An 18,428-nucleotide genomic window follows, 5' to 3' on the forward strand; every position below is an offset into this window, starting at 1 on the left:
TCAGAGGTCAGTGGATCATCAAGCGTCTCTCGGACCCTCTCTCTCGGAAGCTTCGTAAAGTGACTCAACGATAGTGGGGACCTGCTCCCAGTCCTCGGCAGCAAAGATTCGGGGAGATTCCGTCAACTCATCAACTTCTGACTTATTCCACGGCTGCACGAAGAGAATCGCTTCTTTTCCAGCTGCCGCAAAGTCACGAATATGCCCCGGAAAATCATCAATCAAGATCTCTGCATCCGCAATGGTCTTCATTTCACCCCTAGTGGAGAGACTTTCTTCACGGCGATTGGGGATATCATTGGCTTCGAGCCATTCATGAGTCGCTGGAAGGATCGCTTCTGGCCGAGCAGTGACAATGATCAACTCATGGCCACGGTCGGCTAACTCAGTTGTCCACTCAATAGCTCCCTCCACAGGCGGCATGTTACGGATAAACGCTGGCTCTGACTCAGCGGCCTCGATAGCTGGTTTGAGACTAGTATCCAACTCTGGAAGTGGCTCGTCCCAATGAGTCATCTCCGACTTCACTTTCGCAAATTCATCGTGCTCGGCCCGCAGCTGAGACAGAACCGCTGACACATGGTCTGCGAGGACACCATCGACATCGACAGCAATTCTCATTTCAATCAACCAATCGTATGTTTCTGATTCCTCGACGAGCTCGGGAATTCTGGACTATAGTAGCTGTTCAGAACATAAACCGATTCTGTTTGGTGCTCTCAATTGTTACCCGTTCGAGGTCTAGGCCGTAGGGTTTGGAAACTGTATCCAACAGTACCATCGCCCTGCAAGACGTAGCTTTGATAGACGATCTCTTGAATGCGGCAGCTAACGAGACAGGACCGCTGTTCGACCATCTTGTGTTCGAGTTTCCTCTGGAACATGAGATCATCAGCCACTATATTTCTTTTGCGGCTGTCTGCACTGCTACTATGTGGGCGCGTTCAAGCGAGCGTGGGGATCCCGCCCCTATCTGGTCCTCTCGTTAGAGTTCTACGAGTGGAAATCGCCAAGTGGCGGGTAGAAACAGCCCTACCGGATTTACCGCGAGGACGACCCTACCTTCGCGATGGCCGGCCTCTGGGACGTCTGTGAAGGTGACGATGAGACGATCTCGTGCGTCACGATGTCCGGGAGTACGCTGAAGGCGGCCATATTATGGTTCTTGAGGAAGGGGAGGACAATCCGGCTTTGATGCGTGGTAAACTGGTCGCTATCCAGGATACAGAACAGTTTAGCGGTAACAACATCGAGGATCTCGATATCTTGGCCAATCTCGAGCTTTCAGAAAGTTTGAACTCTCCGGACATCGAGAGACAGGTGTTCTGCTTCAACCCCGATATAGACGAGAACTTGTTGAAACGTCTTGGTGGCCTTCAATGCTGGAGACAGGGTATTCACTTCTGAACTTTCCACCGGTGACGAAGAATTAGACGACGGAGAATAACTGAGACGCCGCTCAACCGTATCTGGGCAAGATAGTCAGGTTAGCAGCGAGTAAGCCGAGGAGGATGATCAGTGCGTCAACCCACCCAGATCTCTCTGAAGTAAACCGGGCCAATCCGAACCGAGAGTACCAGAACTGGACTGGATATTTGATGAAGAAAATAAAGAAGAGGAAAACCAAGTTGAGAGCGGTAGATCCGAAGACCCAGACGATCAAGAGCCAAATCAAAGCATAGCCAGCTGCACCTATCGCGAATAGTTTGAGAAGCGGGGGTGAAGCCTTCGAATCAACACGATGTTCCAGCCATGTCAGTTCTGAAGGGATATTCTCGCTGTTCGAGAAGGTTACAAAAAGACCGGCTTGGTCCAGAAACCAGTCATCTAGGCCCTCAGTCAAGCCGAATATCTCTGCTTCTTCTGCACGTTTCGAGGTATTGTGACTTAGGAGTGCGATGTAGAGGCTTGCGTCCTTGGTCACCTTCTCGTGGAAACCGAAGACTCCGAGAACGAACAACGGGATTAGCGGTGAAGCAATTAACACTGGAGATATCGGCATAGGGAATTGGTAGGAGAGAGCTGCACCTGCTTCCAAGAAGATGTGCACCGTTGCTACGAGGGTGATCGATTGAATGAACGGCATCGACCATCGAAGCACCGGTCTAGAATATGCATGCTGGTTTGAGACCGCCATCTTCCTAAGCAAGGTAAGTCCGCTCAAGGAGATTACTAAGGCTTTCAGCAGGGTGTATCCAAAGTCGTTGATGGGAACGCTGAGGACAACTGTTACTACAAGGGCAGTAAAGGCGATCTCGAAGTCTACCTGGTCGCTGCACTCGCTCCTGAAGATTATAGCAGGGTCTATTTTCCCCATACTGACTTCCTCGGAGGTGTTTTTGATTCAGTCGAGTCTTCCTGTTCGTGGAAATTCAAGGCTTCCGGAATTTCCGGAATCAGGTCATGGGCGGGAACTCGTTACACCGGGGTTTTGCCAATCGTCGGCTTCGTATTCACTCCAAGGGATGAGGTATACTCCGTTGTCAGCGCGACTTTGACAGTCCAACTCATCCATCAAGTTATTCCAGCGTTCTTCGATCGTATTCCGGACTGCTCGAGGAGTGACTTATCGAGTTCGTCGATCAGCTGCTCTTGGAGTTTCTGGTGTCGCTTGCTTCCGTACTCGCCAAAGACATCCTCATCTTCTCCTCGGAGTAGTCGAACGAGTGTCGTGATACGGAGGGCCCGGTCCTCGCTTAAATTAAACTCCTCTTCTAGCCGCGTACACATCCTGCCAGCCAAATCAGATGCGCCCATACTTCCCCTCTTGTCGTCAGTATAATAGTGGTTCGTGGGCCCAGACTAGAAGCAGTCAGGACATTCCCAGACATACCCTCGACTCTTGCGCCGGTCGCTTTTTGACATTTGAAGAGACTCACAGAGGCCGCAGGTCTTGAATTCGGACTCGGGAATTAGTTCCATGAGCTCTTCCTTCCAGATCCGAATTTCAGCCGTCTTGATGTTGTTTCGTTCGTTCTCTACCGTGGAACTGTTCCGGTTGAATTCCCACTCTCGATTTTCGCTACGGCGCCATTCTGCCAATATTCGGAGTACCTCGTCTTGTTCGTCCACGCCATCAAGATCATCGTGGCAATCCTCCACGACATCGCGCCGAATTTTCGGTTCCACCTTGTCCCAAACCGCGGGTGTGCTTCCATCTCCTTCGTGCCGCTCTTCCTGGCGTTTTTGTTCCTCTTCCAGCTCCTCAATTCTGGCATCAAGAGACTCTCGTATCGGGGTGAGATCGGGGATGTTCATACAAAACACCACGACTGGAACGTCATAATATTCTGGTGCTGTACCGCTTCTGTCTGGTTTAAACAGGTGATGCGGACCGCCTGATTCTATCGTGTTCAGCTATTCACGATCAGCGATCAGCTCGAATTGACACTATTCTCTGGGAATCAGGTGTCGTTTGATTTCTCTGGAACAATGATTGCAGAGTGCCGCTGGCATCGGAAGCGTATCTGGGGAGAATTGCCGGATATCGCCTGAACGGGCTTCATGACCACAGACGGTCGTCCCAGTTTCATTCCGTACGAGGTGGTACTTCGCCTTCCCAGATTGGCGGAGCGAAAATGCAGATTCCTCTTCTGTGGGATAATCATCGTCTACAATATCTTCGACCGTTGCCGAGGTAATCCAGTATCTGCTGAGATCCGTCCACCAGGTGTTTGAGCATCGAATTTGCTGGCGGAAGAGCTGCCGGTAATCAACCGTGAACCGTTGCGAATCCTGCTGGATGAGATCATCGGTATGGAACTCGAGCGTCCGTGGGGATCTCTCTTCCCTGTTTGATTCAGGCTCCAGCTCGATGGTCCACTCCGTTTTGACGTACGCTCCACCGGTGTATTCGACAGTGTCTGCGCTTACAGACTTGGTACGGTCACGAAGCCAACGAACGGTCGGTGGACGGAGCTTCTCAGTGAGTTGCTCTGAGAATATGTCGTGAAGTAGTTCATCCGTGGCGAGAGCGTCTTGGAGGGCGGTTCCGAGCTCTCGAGGTGCCGTCTGGTTCGTATAGTTCTCTACCTGTGCAATAAGAGTCTCTCGAGCTTCGGCAATCCCATCGACGGTCAGCCAGAATCCGTACGGTTCGTGACCATCGGTGAGCACTTCGCCATCGGTGAGCTGAACCAGCATCGGCCGGATATGGTCAGGTGCCGGAAACAGATGTAACTGGTATTGGTCGCCGACCGGGACTACTGGATAGGGAAACTCCTCTCTAGAGGGTACTCCCGTCTCTTTACGGGGTATGGAGAAGTCTTCCAGGTCTGCTAGCGGGACGTGCCTCGGCATACAATCCGGGATACGATTCCAGTACGTCCCATATCGGTGGTCGCGAGGACCGCGATTAATTTGCATTGTGGGTAGACCGATTAGCCCCAGTCACTTAGTATTCAGGGGGTAGTGGGGGGAGGGGCTAAAGAAGAACTCGCACACTACAAATCAGGAACTTAGACTAAGTAAAGGTTATAACATTCCCGCTAGGTGATGTGACTATCCAGATGACTCAGAAGACAATTGGACAGAACACCGGTCAATCGGGCCGGGTGAATTTGTCGGGACCTGAACTCGACCAATTCGATGCAGAGGTTGGGGACGCCATCAAGGTTGATGTCGCCGAGTCGAAGGAAATCGCCAAAGCGATCATCGAGAACAGCACGGAGACTGAGTTCGTGATCGTGTCCAAACCAGCAGCTGATTCATCATCCACGGAGGAAATCGATGAGTAGCAAGTACCCCTCTCTTTTCGAGAGCTGTCAGCCACGAGACGATGTCTTAGACGGCTCGCTCCAGGAGGAACAGTTCGCTGCAAAACTCTCGACTGTCGTACACAACCCTGAGAAGGCAGCACCCGTCTATCGAGACCCCGACTCGTTCTACGATATGACTTACCCCACGGAGGGGCTCCGTACGCTGCTCTCCAATCTCACGGGCCGTTTCTTGGCAACGACAGAGTACGATCCGGGAACATACACCTCAAGTATTCTCTGTCTCGACACGCGATTCGGTGGTGGGAAAACGCACGACCTCATCGCTTCGTACCATCTTGCTGAGAACCCTGACGGTATTGACGACCTCTCGCACTACCTGCTGGACGGTGATGAGGAACTTGCGGCTGACTACCAGAATGCGGTAGCCGAGGGCCTCGACATCGCTACGGGGGTCTTCATCGGTACGAAAGCCGATAGCAAGGATGCTCGACACGCCGACGACGATCCGGATGCCCCGAATACCCGGACGATGTGGGGTGAACTCGCGTACCAGCTCTACGGGCTCGATGGCTACGAGTACCTCAAGGACTACGACCAAGACCGGGACGCTCCCGGTGAGGGGACGCTCTCGAAACTCTTCGCTCAATACGATGAGCCGGCTCTCATTCTGATCGACGAAATCGCCGACTACATGAACAAGGCCGCGGGCACGCCTGTTGGCGACAAGACGCTTGCCGATCAGACGCTTTCGTTCGTGATGGCACTCCTCGAAGCGGCTGCCGAATCCGAGCACGTCACGGTCGTCTACTCTATCGCGGATACGGCGTTTGGTGAGCAGGCTGACCGGGTTCGTGATGGCGTCCGTGACCATATCGAGGAGGTCAATGAGATCGGTCGGCGGCAGCATAAGACAGTCACGCCGACCGACGAAAACGAGATCGGACAAGTCCTTCAGCACCGACTCTTCTCGGAAGTCCCAGAAAACGCCGCGCGCGAAGCCGCAGACTCATACTTCCAATTCTATGACCAGGAAGACCGGCAGTATCCACAGGAAGCCACCGACGCTGGCTACGTGGATGTCCTTGCTCGCGAATATCCCTTCCATCCCTCCTTAATCGACGCTCTCACGGACAAGATCGATACGATCCCTCGATTCCAGCGCACTCGTGACGCCCTCCGCTTACTTGCACGAGCTGTCTACTACCTCTGGAATCACCAGCCCGACAGTTACGACCGCCACTGGATCCGGATCTACGACCTCACAGTCGCCGACGACGATCCTGGCGGTGGGATTCAGACGATACTTCGTGAGCGCCTATTCGACTTCGTCGATCTCGGTCCCGCAGTGACCGCCGACATTTACGACGACGATGGTACCGCGCACTCCCAGCTTGAGGACAGAAAATGGACCGAAAACGGTCTCCCGCCTCTCGGTACCCATCTAACGACAACAGTTCTCTGGCACAGCCTCGCATACGGTGAACAGGCCGCAGGCCTAACTCACGCCGATCTGAACCTCGCCATCGGCCATCCCGATCTGAACTTCGACGACTACGATGCCGCACTATCCGCACTCCGGGGCGACGATATGGACGTCGCATGTTACTTCCTCTACGAGGAAGAGCGGCTCCGATTCAAGCAAGAACCAAACCTGATCCGAATTATCGACCAGCGGATCGAGTCTACCCCCGAAGCGAGCGCTCATTCGCGTTTCGAGAACCGTCTCACCTCGAAGGAAATCGGGGATGGTGGCTTCCAGCCGGTGGAGTTCCCTGAATCGCCGGCGGACTTACCGGATACCCCGGATACGCCGAAGCTCGCGGTGATGCATCCAGACACCGCTGCTGTCGAAGACGGCGGCGATACGCCGCCGAACCGGGTGACTCAGCTCTACGAGCAGCAAGCCGCAAAACACGAGGGAGAGACTGAGACGCGAATCTACAAGAACTACGCTCTGTTCCTCGCCCCTGACGCTGATCGAATGGATGCAGCGATCGACGAGGCTCGGCGTCTTGAGGCTATCGAGGCCCTGCTTGATAGCCCTGAACAGAAAGCCGACCTCTCTTCGGAGCAAATCGAGGAACTCCGAGAACGGAGCGATGAGGCACAGCTAATGCTCGGAGAGCTCGTTCGGAACGTCTACCGCCATCTCTACTACCCGGACCGGGACGGGCTTACCCACATCACCATCGGTGCGACCGAATCCAACGGCGGGACGACACTGGTCGACGCTGTCCAGACAACGCTTGAGGATAAGATCGTGAAACGCGACGCCGGCGCTCGTGGGTCGGCTCACGTCCAACAGAAACTCTGGCAGCAGACCCAGGACGCTATGTCTACTGAAGCGCTGGTCAACCAATACGCGAAGAAGCCGGGGCTGGACTACCTCTTCAGCACGAAACCGATTCGAGAGACTGTCTCCTCTCTCGTAAGTGACCACGGGTACGCATACTGGGATGGCGAGTCTGGGACGGCGTACTGGGCCGGGACGACAGAGCCGTCGACGTGGCCACACCCGGAACCGTTCGCGGAATCCCCCGATGTCGAGACCTCGATTCGGGACAGCGATGTCCAGATCGGGAGCGCCTTCGTCGTTTATCGAGATATAGATGCGCTCGTCGACGACTACCTCGACGAAATCGACCGGCCAGAACAGACGGTTGCTACCTGTGCCAAGTGTGGGGCGGAGGTTGAAAACCCAGAAGGCAGCGAACCCTACTACTGTGAGGAACACCAGTCCGATACGACCTGTAGTTCCTGCGGCAAAGAGGTCGCTAGCGAGCAGCTGCTGGACGAACGCGGCCGATGCCAAGAGTGCCAACCCGAGGAATCTTGGGAGGCGAGCAAGAAGATGATGTCCGCTTCACGAGCATTCTCGGAAGTCCGTCGCGATGCGGAATCGAAGGCTGGAACTGACCGGACGCCGCTGCTTGAAGAGGTGACTATCCAGGTCGGTGGGGACGAACCTTTCCAAGCGGCCAAGTTCATCAGTCAGCGACCTGGATTCAAAGCCCGCGAAGACGCGGTGACGGTTCGAATGCAGTACGAAACTCGAACAGACGACGGGACGTACAGCGCGGAATTCACGGGGTCACCGAGCCGATTCCGGGACGTGATAGACCAGCCCGGCTCGTTCGGTGATGATCGAGAGACCATCCAGTTCCGCTTCCAGTTTGACGAGCCCGAACCGATTACTGACGAGGGTGATGACCTCCTCGCTGCCCTCGATAACGACCTTGATGCGGGCAACATCGACGTCCGAGTCGAAGGGCGTGGCCCGATTCAGGCGAGCTCGGAGGTGACGGTCTGATGGCGAGTCGCGGTTCGGAATTTGAGACCTCACCCGCCGAGGGGACAGAGGAGGATCGGCTGGTTCGCTACGGGACGAGTATGTTCGGTGGCCGCCCAACGTTCACGCTCGTCCGACGAGAGACAGACGGTGGCGGAGAGTGGACTCTCCATGAACTACTCCCTCGCGAACAGGCTGAAGCCCGCCGTGATCGCCTAGAACGGGAAGGTCGTTCGTTGAGTATCACACCAGTCGAGGATCTCGTCTCGGACATCGCTGGCGACGACCTCCTTTCCAAGCTCGATGGTTGGACGTGGGATAAGTGGGCCGGCGCAAAGGTCGCACGGCTTGACCCGACCCGCGTCCGTGCGCTCCAGGACGTCGTCCGGGAAGCGATAGAGGGCACGCCAGGAGATTCCTCAGAAGTCCTCACTGGTGGGGCTGGATTCGTGTTCCTCCCCGAGACGGCAGGCGTCCGGCTTGCTGTTGCCTTTCGTGGCGTGAAGCCAATCCAACGTGTCGACCGGATGCGGTCGCTGGCTCGGGGCGTTGCACGGATGAGCGATGAAGAGTGTTACTACTGGTACGCGAAGTGTCGGTCCCCGTCGAGTCCGAACGGTGAAAAGGCGCTTAGAGTGTTGCTGACTGACCATATCAAATAGAACTATGACCGAGAATAAGTCTAATTCAGACGGTATTGAGGGGCAAAGTCTTGCAATAGAAGGGAAACTACCACTAAAAGCCGTAGGGATAGAGAATCTGAAGGAGGCAAATCCCAAACATATGCCTCCTCATCGTTACCTTCACCCTTGGTTTGCTCGCAGACCTACGCCTGCAGCTAGGTTAGCGACCTTAGCCTCTATCTTGCCAGAAGGGGTTGATTCTGATCAAATACTCAGCTGGATTCAGATAGGCCCCAAAGAAGGAATTGAAGGAGATATCTCGGAATATGTTGAGAAAAAGAAAGCCAGTGAGGGTGATAGAAGTGGTTCTCTGGGAGAACATTACGGTTACCCTCGACCATTTACACAGTCACCGAATAAAAAAGAGAGGGGCGATATCCATGAAATTCTGGAAGAGACATGGGGTGGTGAACTTCCGACAGTATTAGACCCGTGTGCGGGAGGGGGTGTAATTCCATACGAGGCAATTAGATATGGTTTACCGACTAAGGCTAACGAGCTAAACCCGGTCCCTTCGGTGATACTTCAGGTATTGTTGAATTACGCACCAAGAGTGGGGTCACTCCAGGACGATTTGGAGCTGTGGAGCCAACGTATTGATGATCTTGCGGAAGAGCGACTGGAACAGTATTTCCCCTCAGAAAGAGAGCATGACTCCGTTGATTCTTATGTCTGTGCTCATGTTGTCACTTGTCCCGACTGTGGCACAGACATACCGTTAGTTTCGAAGTGGTCAATTCGTACACGACGGAGTGCAGATACCGTTATCTCTGTCCCAGAAGTGGCTGAAGATGGCTCGATTGAGTACGACTGTTTAATTGAACCTGCTGAGGAAGAACTAGACGGATTTGATCACAAACAGGGAACGGTCTCTCGAGGTGGTGACGCTGAGTGTTTGAATTGTGGGATCGTCACTGAATCAGAGGACATTGTAGAGATGCATCAGGACGGGGATTTCAGCTATGACATAATCTGTGTCCGTTATATGGACTCCTCTGGTGACTACAGTTTTCGGGCCCCCAATGAAGCTGATTATGAAGCTTTAGAAAGCGCTGAACAACGTATTGAGTCAGATTTTGATCTTGCATCGTTCCTAACTACTCCTCTTCCAGAAGGCGAAAAGACCCGGGAACCACGGGAGCATGGGATTCGTGAATGGAGGGACATGTTCACTCCACGCCAGCTGGTTTCTCACTATGAGTATTATAGAGCATTTGAAGATAAAAAAGACGAAATCCAAGAAGAGTATCCAGAAGGTGAAGCAGAGGCGCTTTTGACTGTTCTCTCCTTAGTTCCGGGCAAACTCGTAGACTATAATTCCCGCTTCTCACCATGGCATACTGGAAAAGGGTATCCTTCGAACGCGATGGGGGGAAAACACCTATCCCTTGCAAAATCATTTGCCGATATCAATATGTCCGTCGGTGGAATGGGGAGTTACCAATCTGCAATTAGAAAGATAATCGAATCTTATGAAGAACTGGTTTCTTACCTCCCCGACGATGCTTCTCCTGCGGAATTATCTACAGGAGATGCTGCGAGTCTACCATATTCGGATAACGAAGTTGAGGCCGTTGTGATCGATCCCCCTTATTATAGTAGTATTATGTATGCTGAACTGTCTGATATGTTCTATGTATGGATGAAAGAATATTTGGACGATGTCTACCCTGACCAATTCCGGTCGGAGCTTACGAACAAGGATGACGAAGCGGTCGCAAACCCCAGCCGATTTGGAGGTATTGCAGGCGGCTCTGATTCCAAGCGAGAACTAGCAAATAATGAATACGAGCAGAAAATGAGTGAGATCTTCTCAGAATTATATCGTGTTCTTAAGCCTGGTGGAGTAATGACCGTGATGTTCACTCATAAAGAAACTGATGCTTGGGATACCCTCACTAAATCCCTGATCAACTCTGGCTTCACAATAACATCAACACACCCGATTTCTAGTGAGATGCCAGCTAGAATCGACACTCAGGATAGTGGATCTGCTGATAGTACTCTCTTACTCACTGGACGGAAGACTACCGAGGGCTCATCTCCACTTGATAGTGATGTACCAACTCTTTGGAGTGATGTGCGTGCCGATACAAGGCTGGCCGCGAAAGATGCTGCACGGGATCTTCTTGATTCGGGCCTTTCTCTCACGAAGACTGATGTCATCATATCCGCATTCGGTCCGACTCTAAAGGTATACGCTGATGCCTATCCAGTAGTCGATGATCAAGATGAACCAGTACCGCCTCGACGTGCGTTAGAAGAAGCACGAGAGGCAGTGACTCAGATCCTTGTCGATGAGTATCTAGAGGGTGAAGGTCTTGGAGAACTGGATGACATTACCGAATGGTATGTCTTATCGTGGCTTGTTCACGAATCTGACACATTCAACTACGACGAGGGACACCAATTAGGCCTTGGTATTGGAGTAGATATCGACGATATCAAACGTTCAACCAAACTTTGGCGAAAGCGCCGAGGAGACATCAAATTGCGCGGCTACGACGACAGAGTCCAAGATATAACCCTTCCAAAAGAGGAACGTTCTAGCCGAAAACCAGTTGACCCAGATGCTATCTCATTTACGATTGCACTGGATGCGGTCCATGCGGCAATGCATATTTACGCGAAGCAAGGTGAAGACGTCACAATTGATTGGCTCAAAGAACGGAATTTCGATACGGATGCGCCGTTCAAAGCTACTCTAAAGGCACTGTTGCAGGTGCTTCCACAGGATCACCCTGAATGGGAGGCTGCTCGCGACCTTGCCTTAGGTCGGACCCACGACGCACTCGGTCTCGAGTTCACACCGACCGATTTCACTGACGTCACAGAAGAAAGGCCGGAACAGACCGAACTCGGTGACCACACCTAACTCGAATCTCCCCCAGTATGACTAATCTACGTGACCGCGAGTGGCAGTCGATCTACGAGAGCAAGCCCGAGCAGGGACGCGCCCATCTCGTAAAGGACTTCTACGAACCCGCACTGGAACGCAGCCAACAATACGACCGGATTGCGGGCTACTTCTCCAGTACGGCACTCGCGGCTGCTGCCAACGGCATTCACGCCCTCGTCGAGAACGATGGTGAAATGCGTCTCATCGTCGGCACCGAACTCTACGAATCAGATCGACCGGTTCTAGAGACGCTCACCGACCGTCTCGAGGAAAACCTCGAGGACCTCGATGACGAACGCCTGGATGCGAACCTCCGTATTCTCGCGCGTCTCCTCCGCGAGGGCCGGATCCACATCAAGGTCGCCTATCCACGCTCTCCCTCTCACGACTGGGAGATCTTCCATCCGAAAGTTGGACTCTTCCACGATAGCGACGGAAACACGATTTCGTTCGAGGGCAGCGTCAACGAGACGGTCGGCGGCTGGGCTCGCAACTACGAGCGCTTCAAGGTTCACCGCTCGTGGGTCCCAGAGCAGGCGGACTACGTCGCCGGCGACGAGGAGACCTTCGAGCGACTGTGGAGTGATGAACACCCCTTCGTCGAAGTGTATGACCTCCCCGAGGCGATCGAAGAGGACATCATCGACTGGAAAGCCCCAGACACCGAGAGCGATCTCCAGGAAGCGATTCAGATCGCGAACGGTACAGCTCCCCCGACGGAGCGCGACAAAGCGAACATCATTCAGGATAGTCCGCTCTCACCCGGTGGACTCGCACTGGCCGAGGAGGCGAGCACGATCACGCCGTGGCCGCATCAACGAGTTGTCTCGGACACACTCGTCAATACGTATCCACAGAGCTTCTTGCTGTGTGACGAGGTGGGACTCGGGAAGACGATCGAGGCCGGCCTTACACTCTCCCGGCTCGGACTCACCGGCGAGCTGGAAACCGGGTTGTTGCTGGTTCCGGCGAGTCTGCAGCGGCAGTGGCAGGAAGAGCTCTGGGAGAAGTTCAACATCAACGCCGTCCGATTCGACCGGGATACAGCGGGCGATCACGTATTCCGGGACGTCCGCGGTCGCGACCACTATCCACCATCGGCAACGGACCTCGACCTCACTGGGGAGCGCGAGTGGGCAGACAGCCCCATCTGGCGGTTCCTCTACGAACGGCAGTCGACTGATGCCGATGTATCGTCGCCGCTGGATGGGCCGACGGTCGTCATTATGTCCTGGCACACGGCTCGTCTCGAAGACCGGTGGGATCAGGTCGCTCCCTTAGACCGGGTATCCGACCGGTCTCGGAACGGCATCCCGGCAAGCTGTCGCGGACGCGACCACGATACGGAAGACCGGATGGGCGTGTGGGACGCCGTCATCGTTGACGAGGCGCACAACGCTCGGCGTGGCAGTAATTTCTACGCTCTACTCGAACAGCTTCGCGATTATACGCACGCCTACTACCTTCTGACCGCCACTCCGATGCAATTGCACGCTGGAGAACTCTACGACCTGATGCAGTTGCTGGATCTTCCGGGTGGATGGGATAACCGGGATACGTTCATGGAGTTCTTCGAAACCCGAGACGGGCTGTCACAGGTACTCGACGAGATCCTTGATGACTCCAGTTCTGAATCCGATGAAGCGGACGCTTCCCGGCATACACAAGCCACGCTCGATGGACTGGAACACCAAGATCGGCTCCCGACGGACCGACCATTCTCCTCAAAAGTCTTCCAGCACCTTGCAGACGAACTCGAGATCAATGAGGACGGACAGGACCGTGCCATCGCCAAAGAGCGTGTACTAACCGCGTGCCGGCTCGCACGAGCCTATGGAGACGCCTACGACGGCTATCTCGACCATGTCGACGACGCGATGGCAGATTATGACATCGACCACTTCGAGGCGAGCGAGGATACGAAACTCAAACGGCTCCTCTATCCTGAAGACGCCGACGAGTGGTTGATGGCGTCCCGCAGCGACCGACAGGACGCATTAGACGAACTCTCTCCGGGCGGTTGGCGAGTCATTCGCGATGTTCTCGCGGAGTCCACACCGGTCGACGCGCTCATCCATCGGAATACACGGGATACGCTTCGGAAGTACGAGACGGTTGGTCTCCTCGATACGACCGTTCCGAACCGGAATCCCGAACAACGGAAAATCGAACTCACTGAGGAGGCACGGGCGGTCTACGACCAAATCGACGAGTACACACGTGAGTTCTACAAGCGAGCCCAGCAGACCGATGAAGCCCAAACACGCGCTATCGGGTTCGTGATGACCACGTATCGACAGCGACTCACGTCAAGTGTCTATGCGATTAGTCAGAGCCTGAAACACCGGCTTGAGACACTCCGGGCACAACGAACCGTGCTCGCCGGTCGGGAGCGCGCTCGTGACCGGGACTATGGTGATGCGGAGCAGGTCGTCCTAGAAACGCTACAAAACGCAGACCTCGACGACGGGGACGTTCTGGATGAACTCGACGCTAGTAGCGACGATCTGGACCTTTCTGAACTTATCCCGAGCGTGACTGAAGAGGGGAAACAGCTTATCGAGGAAGAAATCGAGGCCTTGGAAGCGTTCGTCAACGACTTAGACTTGGTTGATACAGACCCGAAGATTCAGCAGCTGTACAACGACCTCGACGAACTGGATCGGGCTGGTCACAACCGGGTGATTGTCTTCACGCAGTACGCGGACACAATGGACTTCATCCGTGACAGTCTCGCTGACCTTCTCGGAGCGACTATTGCGACCTACTCAGGTCGTGGCGGCGAGCTGTATGATCCCGATTCTGAAACCTGGGAGCATGTCGGTAAAGAGCGCGTGAAGCGTGAATTCTCACGTGATGATGGGCAGGTCGATATCCTCGTCTGTACCGACTCCGCGAGTGAGGGGCTAAACCTCCAGGAGTGTGGGGCACTCATCAACTATGACCTGCCGTGGAACCCGATGAGGGTTGAACAGCGTATTGGTCGGATCGACCGCATTGGCCAACGATTCGACGAGATTCGTATTCTCAACTACAGCTACGAGGATACGGTTGAGACGGACATCTACGATCGCCTTGACGACCGGATTGGCCTCTTCGAAAACGTCGTCGGTGAGATGCAACCCATACTCTCCGGCGTCAGCCAACAGATTCGAGATGCGACATTGAACGCGGACAGCGCTGACGACCAGACTGCGGTCGAGTCAGCTGACCGCGAGTTCTCTGAAGAACTCGAAGAACGTGATCAGGGCGACCGCGTCGATGTCGGTGAGTCACTCGAGGACGTCGACGATCTCGTCGCTCAGGACGTCGTCGATGAAGCAAAACTTGATGCGTGGCAGTCCTACAGTCACCCGGATCTCGTCGATGTCGGCGAGGAGGAATACGAGTATCAACCTCCGTTCGAGACACCGAGCCTCCAGTCAGTGTTGGTCGATAACGACGCTCTTGCCGAGGCCGGTGTCGAATTCACCCCAGTTCACGAGATTGACTTCGAATACGATGACGGGGACTTCGACTTTGCGGACAGTACGTATTGCCTCTCGGTAAGTGACGCACCCATTGAGGTCCCAGCTGGGGATGGGGAACAGACGATTGCACAGGCTATTGCGACTGCTGATGATGAAGTCGCGGTGACGTTCTCGGCTGTGTGTGCTGACGAGTTCCCATCGGTTCAGCATCTTGCACCGGGTCATCCACTTCTAGGACAGCTCCTCACAGTACTGCAGGATGTGAGTGAGGAGCCGTCACGACTCCGACAGCGAATCGTAACTCGACCCGATCAAGACCAGGAGCCAGTAGTTTGTGCGTGGGGGCGGGACGGCGTATTTACCCGGATTGCAGGCGATGGGACAGTGACTGAAAATGGACCGATGAATTCCCTTCCGACGTGGTGCAATCAATTTCTCGATAACCGAGAGAGGTCAAGAAATTCACCGTAATCGAGAAGTTGGTGACTACTGGTCTTACCCAGCTTCACTTAAGAAGACAAATGGGACGACTACACCTCGAAGTCCATCACATATAGTAGTAATATTGTGGTTTCACCTTGATGCTGCGCTTCTCTGCCTCCGCTAGGATTGCGCCAACAGCCCTAGCGACCTTGATTGTCACTGGCTTTTTCTTCGCAAAGTCAGAGGTATTCCAGTCCAGCTTCGTGAATGAGAGGATCTCTCTACATAGATCTTCGTAAGAAGTGTGGCACACATCAGGGTCGGGTTCGACAGTTATCGGGGTCGGAATTCGTGGGCCTGGATAGGTCTGGACTGCTGGTGTGTATCCTTGTGTGTACAGGAAGTGTTTGTCCTCTCCTTGGGGAGTTAATACTGTACCTCGAAGAGGGGGGTAGTTGCCGGAAGCGTACAACCGAATGGGATCTCCTTCACGAATTGTTACGAAGTCCAGTTTATCGATATCTCCAGCAGCTTCTTTGAATCCTTCACGCTCCTCAGGCTCGAACCGAGATGTCTTGTGGAGAACAAACCGGCTTGGCTGAGCTCCTCGCCGTTTGAACTTGTACTGCTCCAGAATCTGGTCCACAATATCCTTAGCACTGTCCTTGGTCAGGTGGTTATTCCCTGAGGAATCATCCTTGACCGCAGGATCACCTCGAAGGACAAAGCTCTCACCGGTCCCGAGAAAGACCTGAGCCAGCGAAGCGTGTGTCCGGCTTTGATCACCGTGACGTTCCCTGTAAAATGAAATCCCCGCGTAGCAGGTATCATTCTCTAAGTGTCCTAACTTCCAGGGATGTCCCTCCTTGGACTTATACAGCATCGCTACGGCCAAGTTCCATGCCACTTGCGCCTTTTCCTGACCGTCTTCGTTCTTTCCAAACCGCAATGAACTGGGCCGAATCAGCTGAGTGGGGACATCGTACTCTAAACCGAACGTCTTGATACGGTCGTGGAAATCAGTATCCCCCGCCTTCATTTTCGGACGGCTCTTATCCGGGTGAGTGCAGGCATCCACGATCCCCGGAGGGAGGGAGATGACGATCACATTCGGCGGAGGATCATCCTCAGCAAGGTTCTTAATGTATTTCTCCATCAAGTCCAGCAGCATCCGAACGCTATCATCCGTGGTAGGCTCATCGGCAATAAGATTGACATCTACCTGCGGGATCTCCCACTTCCACCGATCAAGCATCACGAAACTGGCCTTGAAGGGAGAATCTTCTCCGAGACCAGGGAACGGCGGTTTATTCCGTTGAGGCTCGTCATCCTTCCGTGGAATAGCTGTCTCCATCTCTTTAAATAGACTCTTGACAGCACTGATAGACTGGCTCGTACCAAGAAAACCCACGTAAATATCAGTGTGACTGCCTCCATCACCTGGACTCCAAGGTCCGTGCTGCAATAGGCCTGCACGGGGATCCTTAGCCTCTCCAGTACCGAATTTCAGAGAAGGCTCACCGAGCCATTTTGCATAGAACTCAGTCAAAGTTCTCACCCAATTTGCGCTGAACAGTATCGGTGTCCCGTGTGTCGATCTGTTTCTTGCTTTCCGCCGGCCTCTTTCCTATCGAGACCTCGGTCACCTGTCGGAACCCGATTTCCTGGCCCTCCTTATCCACAGACCTGTTGTGGATACCTAAGATGTCCCTCCAATGCCTGTAACGGCTGTAGGTCTGGCTGTTGTTGTACCGGTTCTGGTTGAAATGCTCATGAAGCCGCTTTTTGTTATCCCCTCGAATTAATGTGTAGAGGTCTCCGTTCTCTGTGAAGTGGTCTTTCACTAAGACCGTCAGGAAGTAGTCGTCGTTGAAACGTTGGATATCAAGCTTTGCTGTCCTGTGGTAGACGAATCTCGAACTTCCTTCATCGAACACTCGTGAGACTTGCCGATCTTTGACTGTCGCTCGCTCGATCTCCAGGGTGTCGTGTTCGAACATCAGGAAATAGTCTCCGAGGTATTTGAATGCAACACAGTCGTCGAACTCGTAGTTCTCAACCATCTGTCGGCAGACCTGTTTCAGTAGAAGGGATGACGCAAGATTTGTGACGTCGTCCTGCGCTGCCCACTCATCGAAGGGTTGTGGGGAGATAGTGTCCATCTCAGTTACGGTCTCGATGTAATGTGGGAAGTTCTCTGGTGGCCGGAGACTGAACACTTTATTCGATTTAAAACGGAATGGGTCGGTGTCATCCATTCGCTGCCTAACTCCGTTGTGGAAATTCGCTACGTCAACGTTCCCGATATAGATGTGTTCAGGCGGGTCAGTGATCCCAGCGAAGTTCGGCTCTAACTCTTCCCTTTTATTGATCGGCTCTCTTTCCTCGGTGAATGTGTCTCGGTCGTAGCGGTCACTCTTCTCCAGATCTTCGGTTGCCTGTTCGAGCTTGCCCGGAGACATCTGATGGATAGTCGTTGTCTCCGTCACGAAGTTCCTGAAGTCCTCAAATGAGTAGCTCAGGAATTTTTCTCGTTCTACATCACTAATCTCGCCCACATCTCTAATACGCTTGTAGAACTTCCTAACCCACTCTTCTTCCTGCTTAGAGACTTTGAAAATCTTCTCCCATTTGCGTACAGCTTCGAGCTCTCGGGCAAAGATATGCAGGTCAAACGGGTTCCGCTCACTCCGCTCCTGAAACTCGACGATGAATGTCACGAACTCCCGGATGAAGTCAGAGTCGGTCCGTGACAATGAGGTGTCCTTGGATTCAATCCAGATGTCGATGTTACCGTGTTCATGGGCCTGCCGGAAAATTAGGTCAGGAGTGATGTTATCGTCCTTAGAGTCTGCTATCAAATCGTATCCACGGGCCTTCCAATACCTTCGGACCCTGTCCTTGTAGAGCTCACCGTGATGATGACTGGCTTCACGGCCACCCTGA

General features: G+C 53.7%; 13 protein-coding genes and 1 pseudogene. 7 read left to right on the forward strand and 7 right to left on the reverse strand.

Annotated elements, in window-relative coordinates:
* Positions 1-18: 18 nt before the first annotated feature.
* On the reverse strand, positions 19-621 hold the full coding sequence (locus ACOZ4N_RS00315) for a 5' nucleotidase, NT5C type (protein WP_424016245.1): 603 nt from the start codon (positions 619-621) through the stop codon (positions 19-21).
* Between the two features lie 322 nt (positions 622-943).
* Here ACOZ4N_RS00315 and ACOZ4N_RS00320 point away from each other — a divergent pair.
* Positions 944-1,129, forward strand: a pseudogene (locus ACOZ4N_RS00320) (SOS response-associated peptidase family protein); the annotation flags it as partial.
* A 29-nt stretch (positions 1,130-1,158) separates the two neighbouring features.
* Positions 1,159-1,407 carry a hypothetical protein gene (locus ACOZ4N_RS00325; protein WP_424016273.1) on the forward strand — a complete coding sequence of 83 codons (249 nt, stop codon included), beginning with the start codon at positions 1,159-1,161 and terminating at the stop codon, positions 1,405-1,407.
* A gap of 52 nt (positions 1,408-1,459) precedes the next feature.
* Here the strand turns inward: ACOZ4N_RS00325 and ACOZ4N_RS00330 are convergent, their stop codons facing one another.
* The 4 genes from ACOZ4N_RS00330 to ACOZ4N_RS00345 form a co-directional block, all read right to left on the reverse strand.
* Positions 1,460-2,317 carry a hypothetical protein gene (locus ACOZ4N_RS00330; protein WP_424016246.1) on the reverse strand — a complete coding sequence of 286 codons (858 nt, stop codon included), beginning with the start codon at positions 2,315-2,317 and terminating at the stop codon, positions 1,460-1,462.
* Between the two features lie 197 nt (positions 2,318-2,514).
* Complete coding sequence (locus tag ACOZ4N_RS00335) at positions 2,515-2,757, reverse strand: hypothetical protein (protein ID WP_424016247.1); 243 nt, start codon at positions 2,755-2,757, stop codon at positions 2,515-2,517.
* Positions 2,758-2,802: 45 nt separating this feature from the next.
* Positions 2,803-3,258 (reverse strand): hypothetical protein, encoded by a 456-nt coding sequence (locus ACOZ4N_RS00340; RefSeq protein WP_424016248.1) that lies wholly within the window; start codon positions 3,256-3,258, stop codon positions 2,803-2,805.
* A 132-nt stretch (positions 3,259-3,390) separates the two neighbouring features.
* Positions 3,391-4,299 carry a hypothetical protein gene (locus ACOZ4N_RS00345; RefSeq protein ID WP_424016249.1) on the reverse strand — a complete coding sequence of 303 codons (909 nt, stop codon included), beginning with the start codon at positions 4,297-4,299 and terminating at the stop codon, positions 3,391-3,393.
* A gap of 209 nt (positions 4,300-4,508) precedes the next feature.
* Here ACOZ4N_RS00345 and ACOZ4N_RS00350 point away from each other — a divergent pair, with 209 nt between their 5' ends.
* From ACOZ4N_RS00350 to ACOZ4N_RS00370, 5 genes are all read left to right on the forward strand, one after another.
* Positions 4,509-4,736, forward strand: a complete 228-nt coding sequence (locus ACOZ4N_RS00350) for a hypothetical protein (RefSeq protein WP_424016250.1) — start codon at positions 4,509-4,511, stop codon at positions 4,734-4,736.
* Positions 4,729-8,028, forward strand: coding sequence for an ATP-binding protein (locus ACOZ4N_RS00355; protein ID WP_424016251.1), 3,300 nt, complete (start codon positions 4,729-4,731; stop codon positions 8,026-8,028). Before ACOZ4N_RS00350 ends, ACOZ4N_RS00355 begins: the two co-directional genes overlap by 8 nt.
* A gap of 80 nt (positions 8,029-8,108) precedes the next feature.
* A complete protein-coding gene (locus ACOZ4N_RS00360; RefSeq protein ID WP_424016269.1) occupies positions 8,109-8,669 on the forward strand; it encodes a DUF7680 family protein in 561 nt (186 codons plus the stop codon).
* Between the two features lie 4 nt (positions 8,670-8,673).
* Complete coding sequence (locus ACOZ4N_RS00365) at positions 8,674-11,565, forward strand: DUF1156 domain-containing protein (RefSeq protein ID WP_424016252.1); 2,892 nt, start codon at positions 8,674-8,676, stop codon at positions 11,563-11,565.
* Positions 11,566-11,582: 17 nt separating this feature from the next.
* Positions 11,583-15,530: a helicase-related protein gene (locus ACOZ4N_RS00370; RefSeq protein WP_424016253.1), complete on the forward strand. Its 3,948-nt coding sequence runs from the start codon at positions 11,583-11,585 to the stop codon at positions 15,528-15,530.
* A 76-nt stretch (positions 15,531-15,606) separates the two neighbouring features.
* Here ACOZ4N_RS00370 and ACOZ4N_RS00375 read toward each other — a convergent pair whose 3' ends face one another.
* Both ACOZ4N_RS00375 and ACOZ4N_RS00380 read right to left on the reverse strand, forming a co-directional pair.
* Complete coding sequence (locus tag ACOZ4N_RS00375) at positions 15,607-17,031, reverse strand: argonaute/piwi family protein (protein ID WP_424016254.1); 1,425 nt, start codon at positions 17,029-17,031, stop codon at positions 15,607-15,609.
* The gene (locus ACOZ4N_RS00380) at positions 17,024-18,343 is read right to left on the reverse strand and encodes a hypothetical protein (protein WP_424016255.1); all 1,320 of its coding nucleotides are present in this window, start codon (positions 18,341-18,343) and stop codon (positions 17,024-17,026) included. The genes ACOZ4N_RS00375 and ACOZ4N_RS00380 overlap by 8 nt, the downstream gene beginning before the upstream one ends.
* Positions 18,344-18,428 lie beyond the last annotated feature (85 nt).

This window comes from Halorientalis pallida (assembly GCF_049605515.1).
GTDB lineage: Archaea > Halobacteriota > Halobacteria > Halobacteriales > Haloarculaceae > Halorientalis > Halorientalis pallida_A.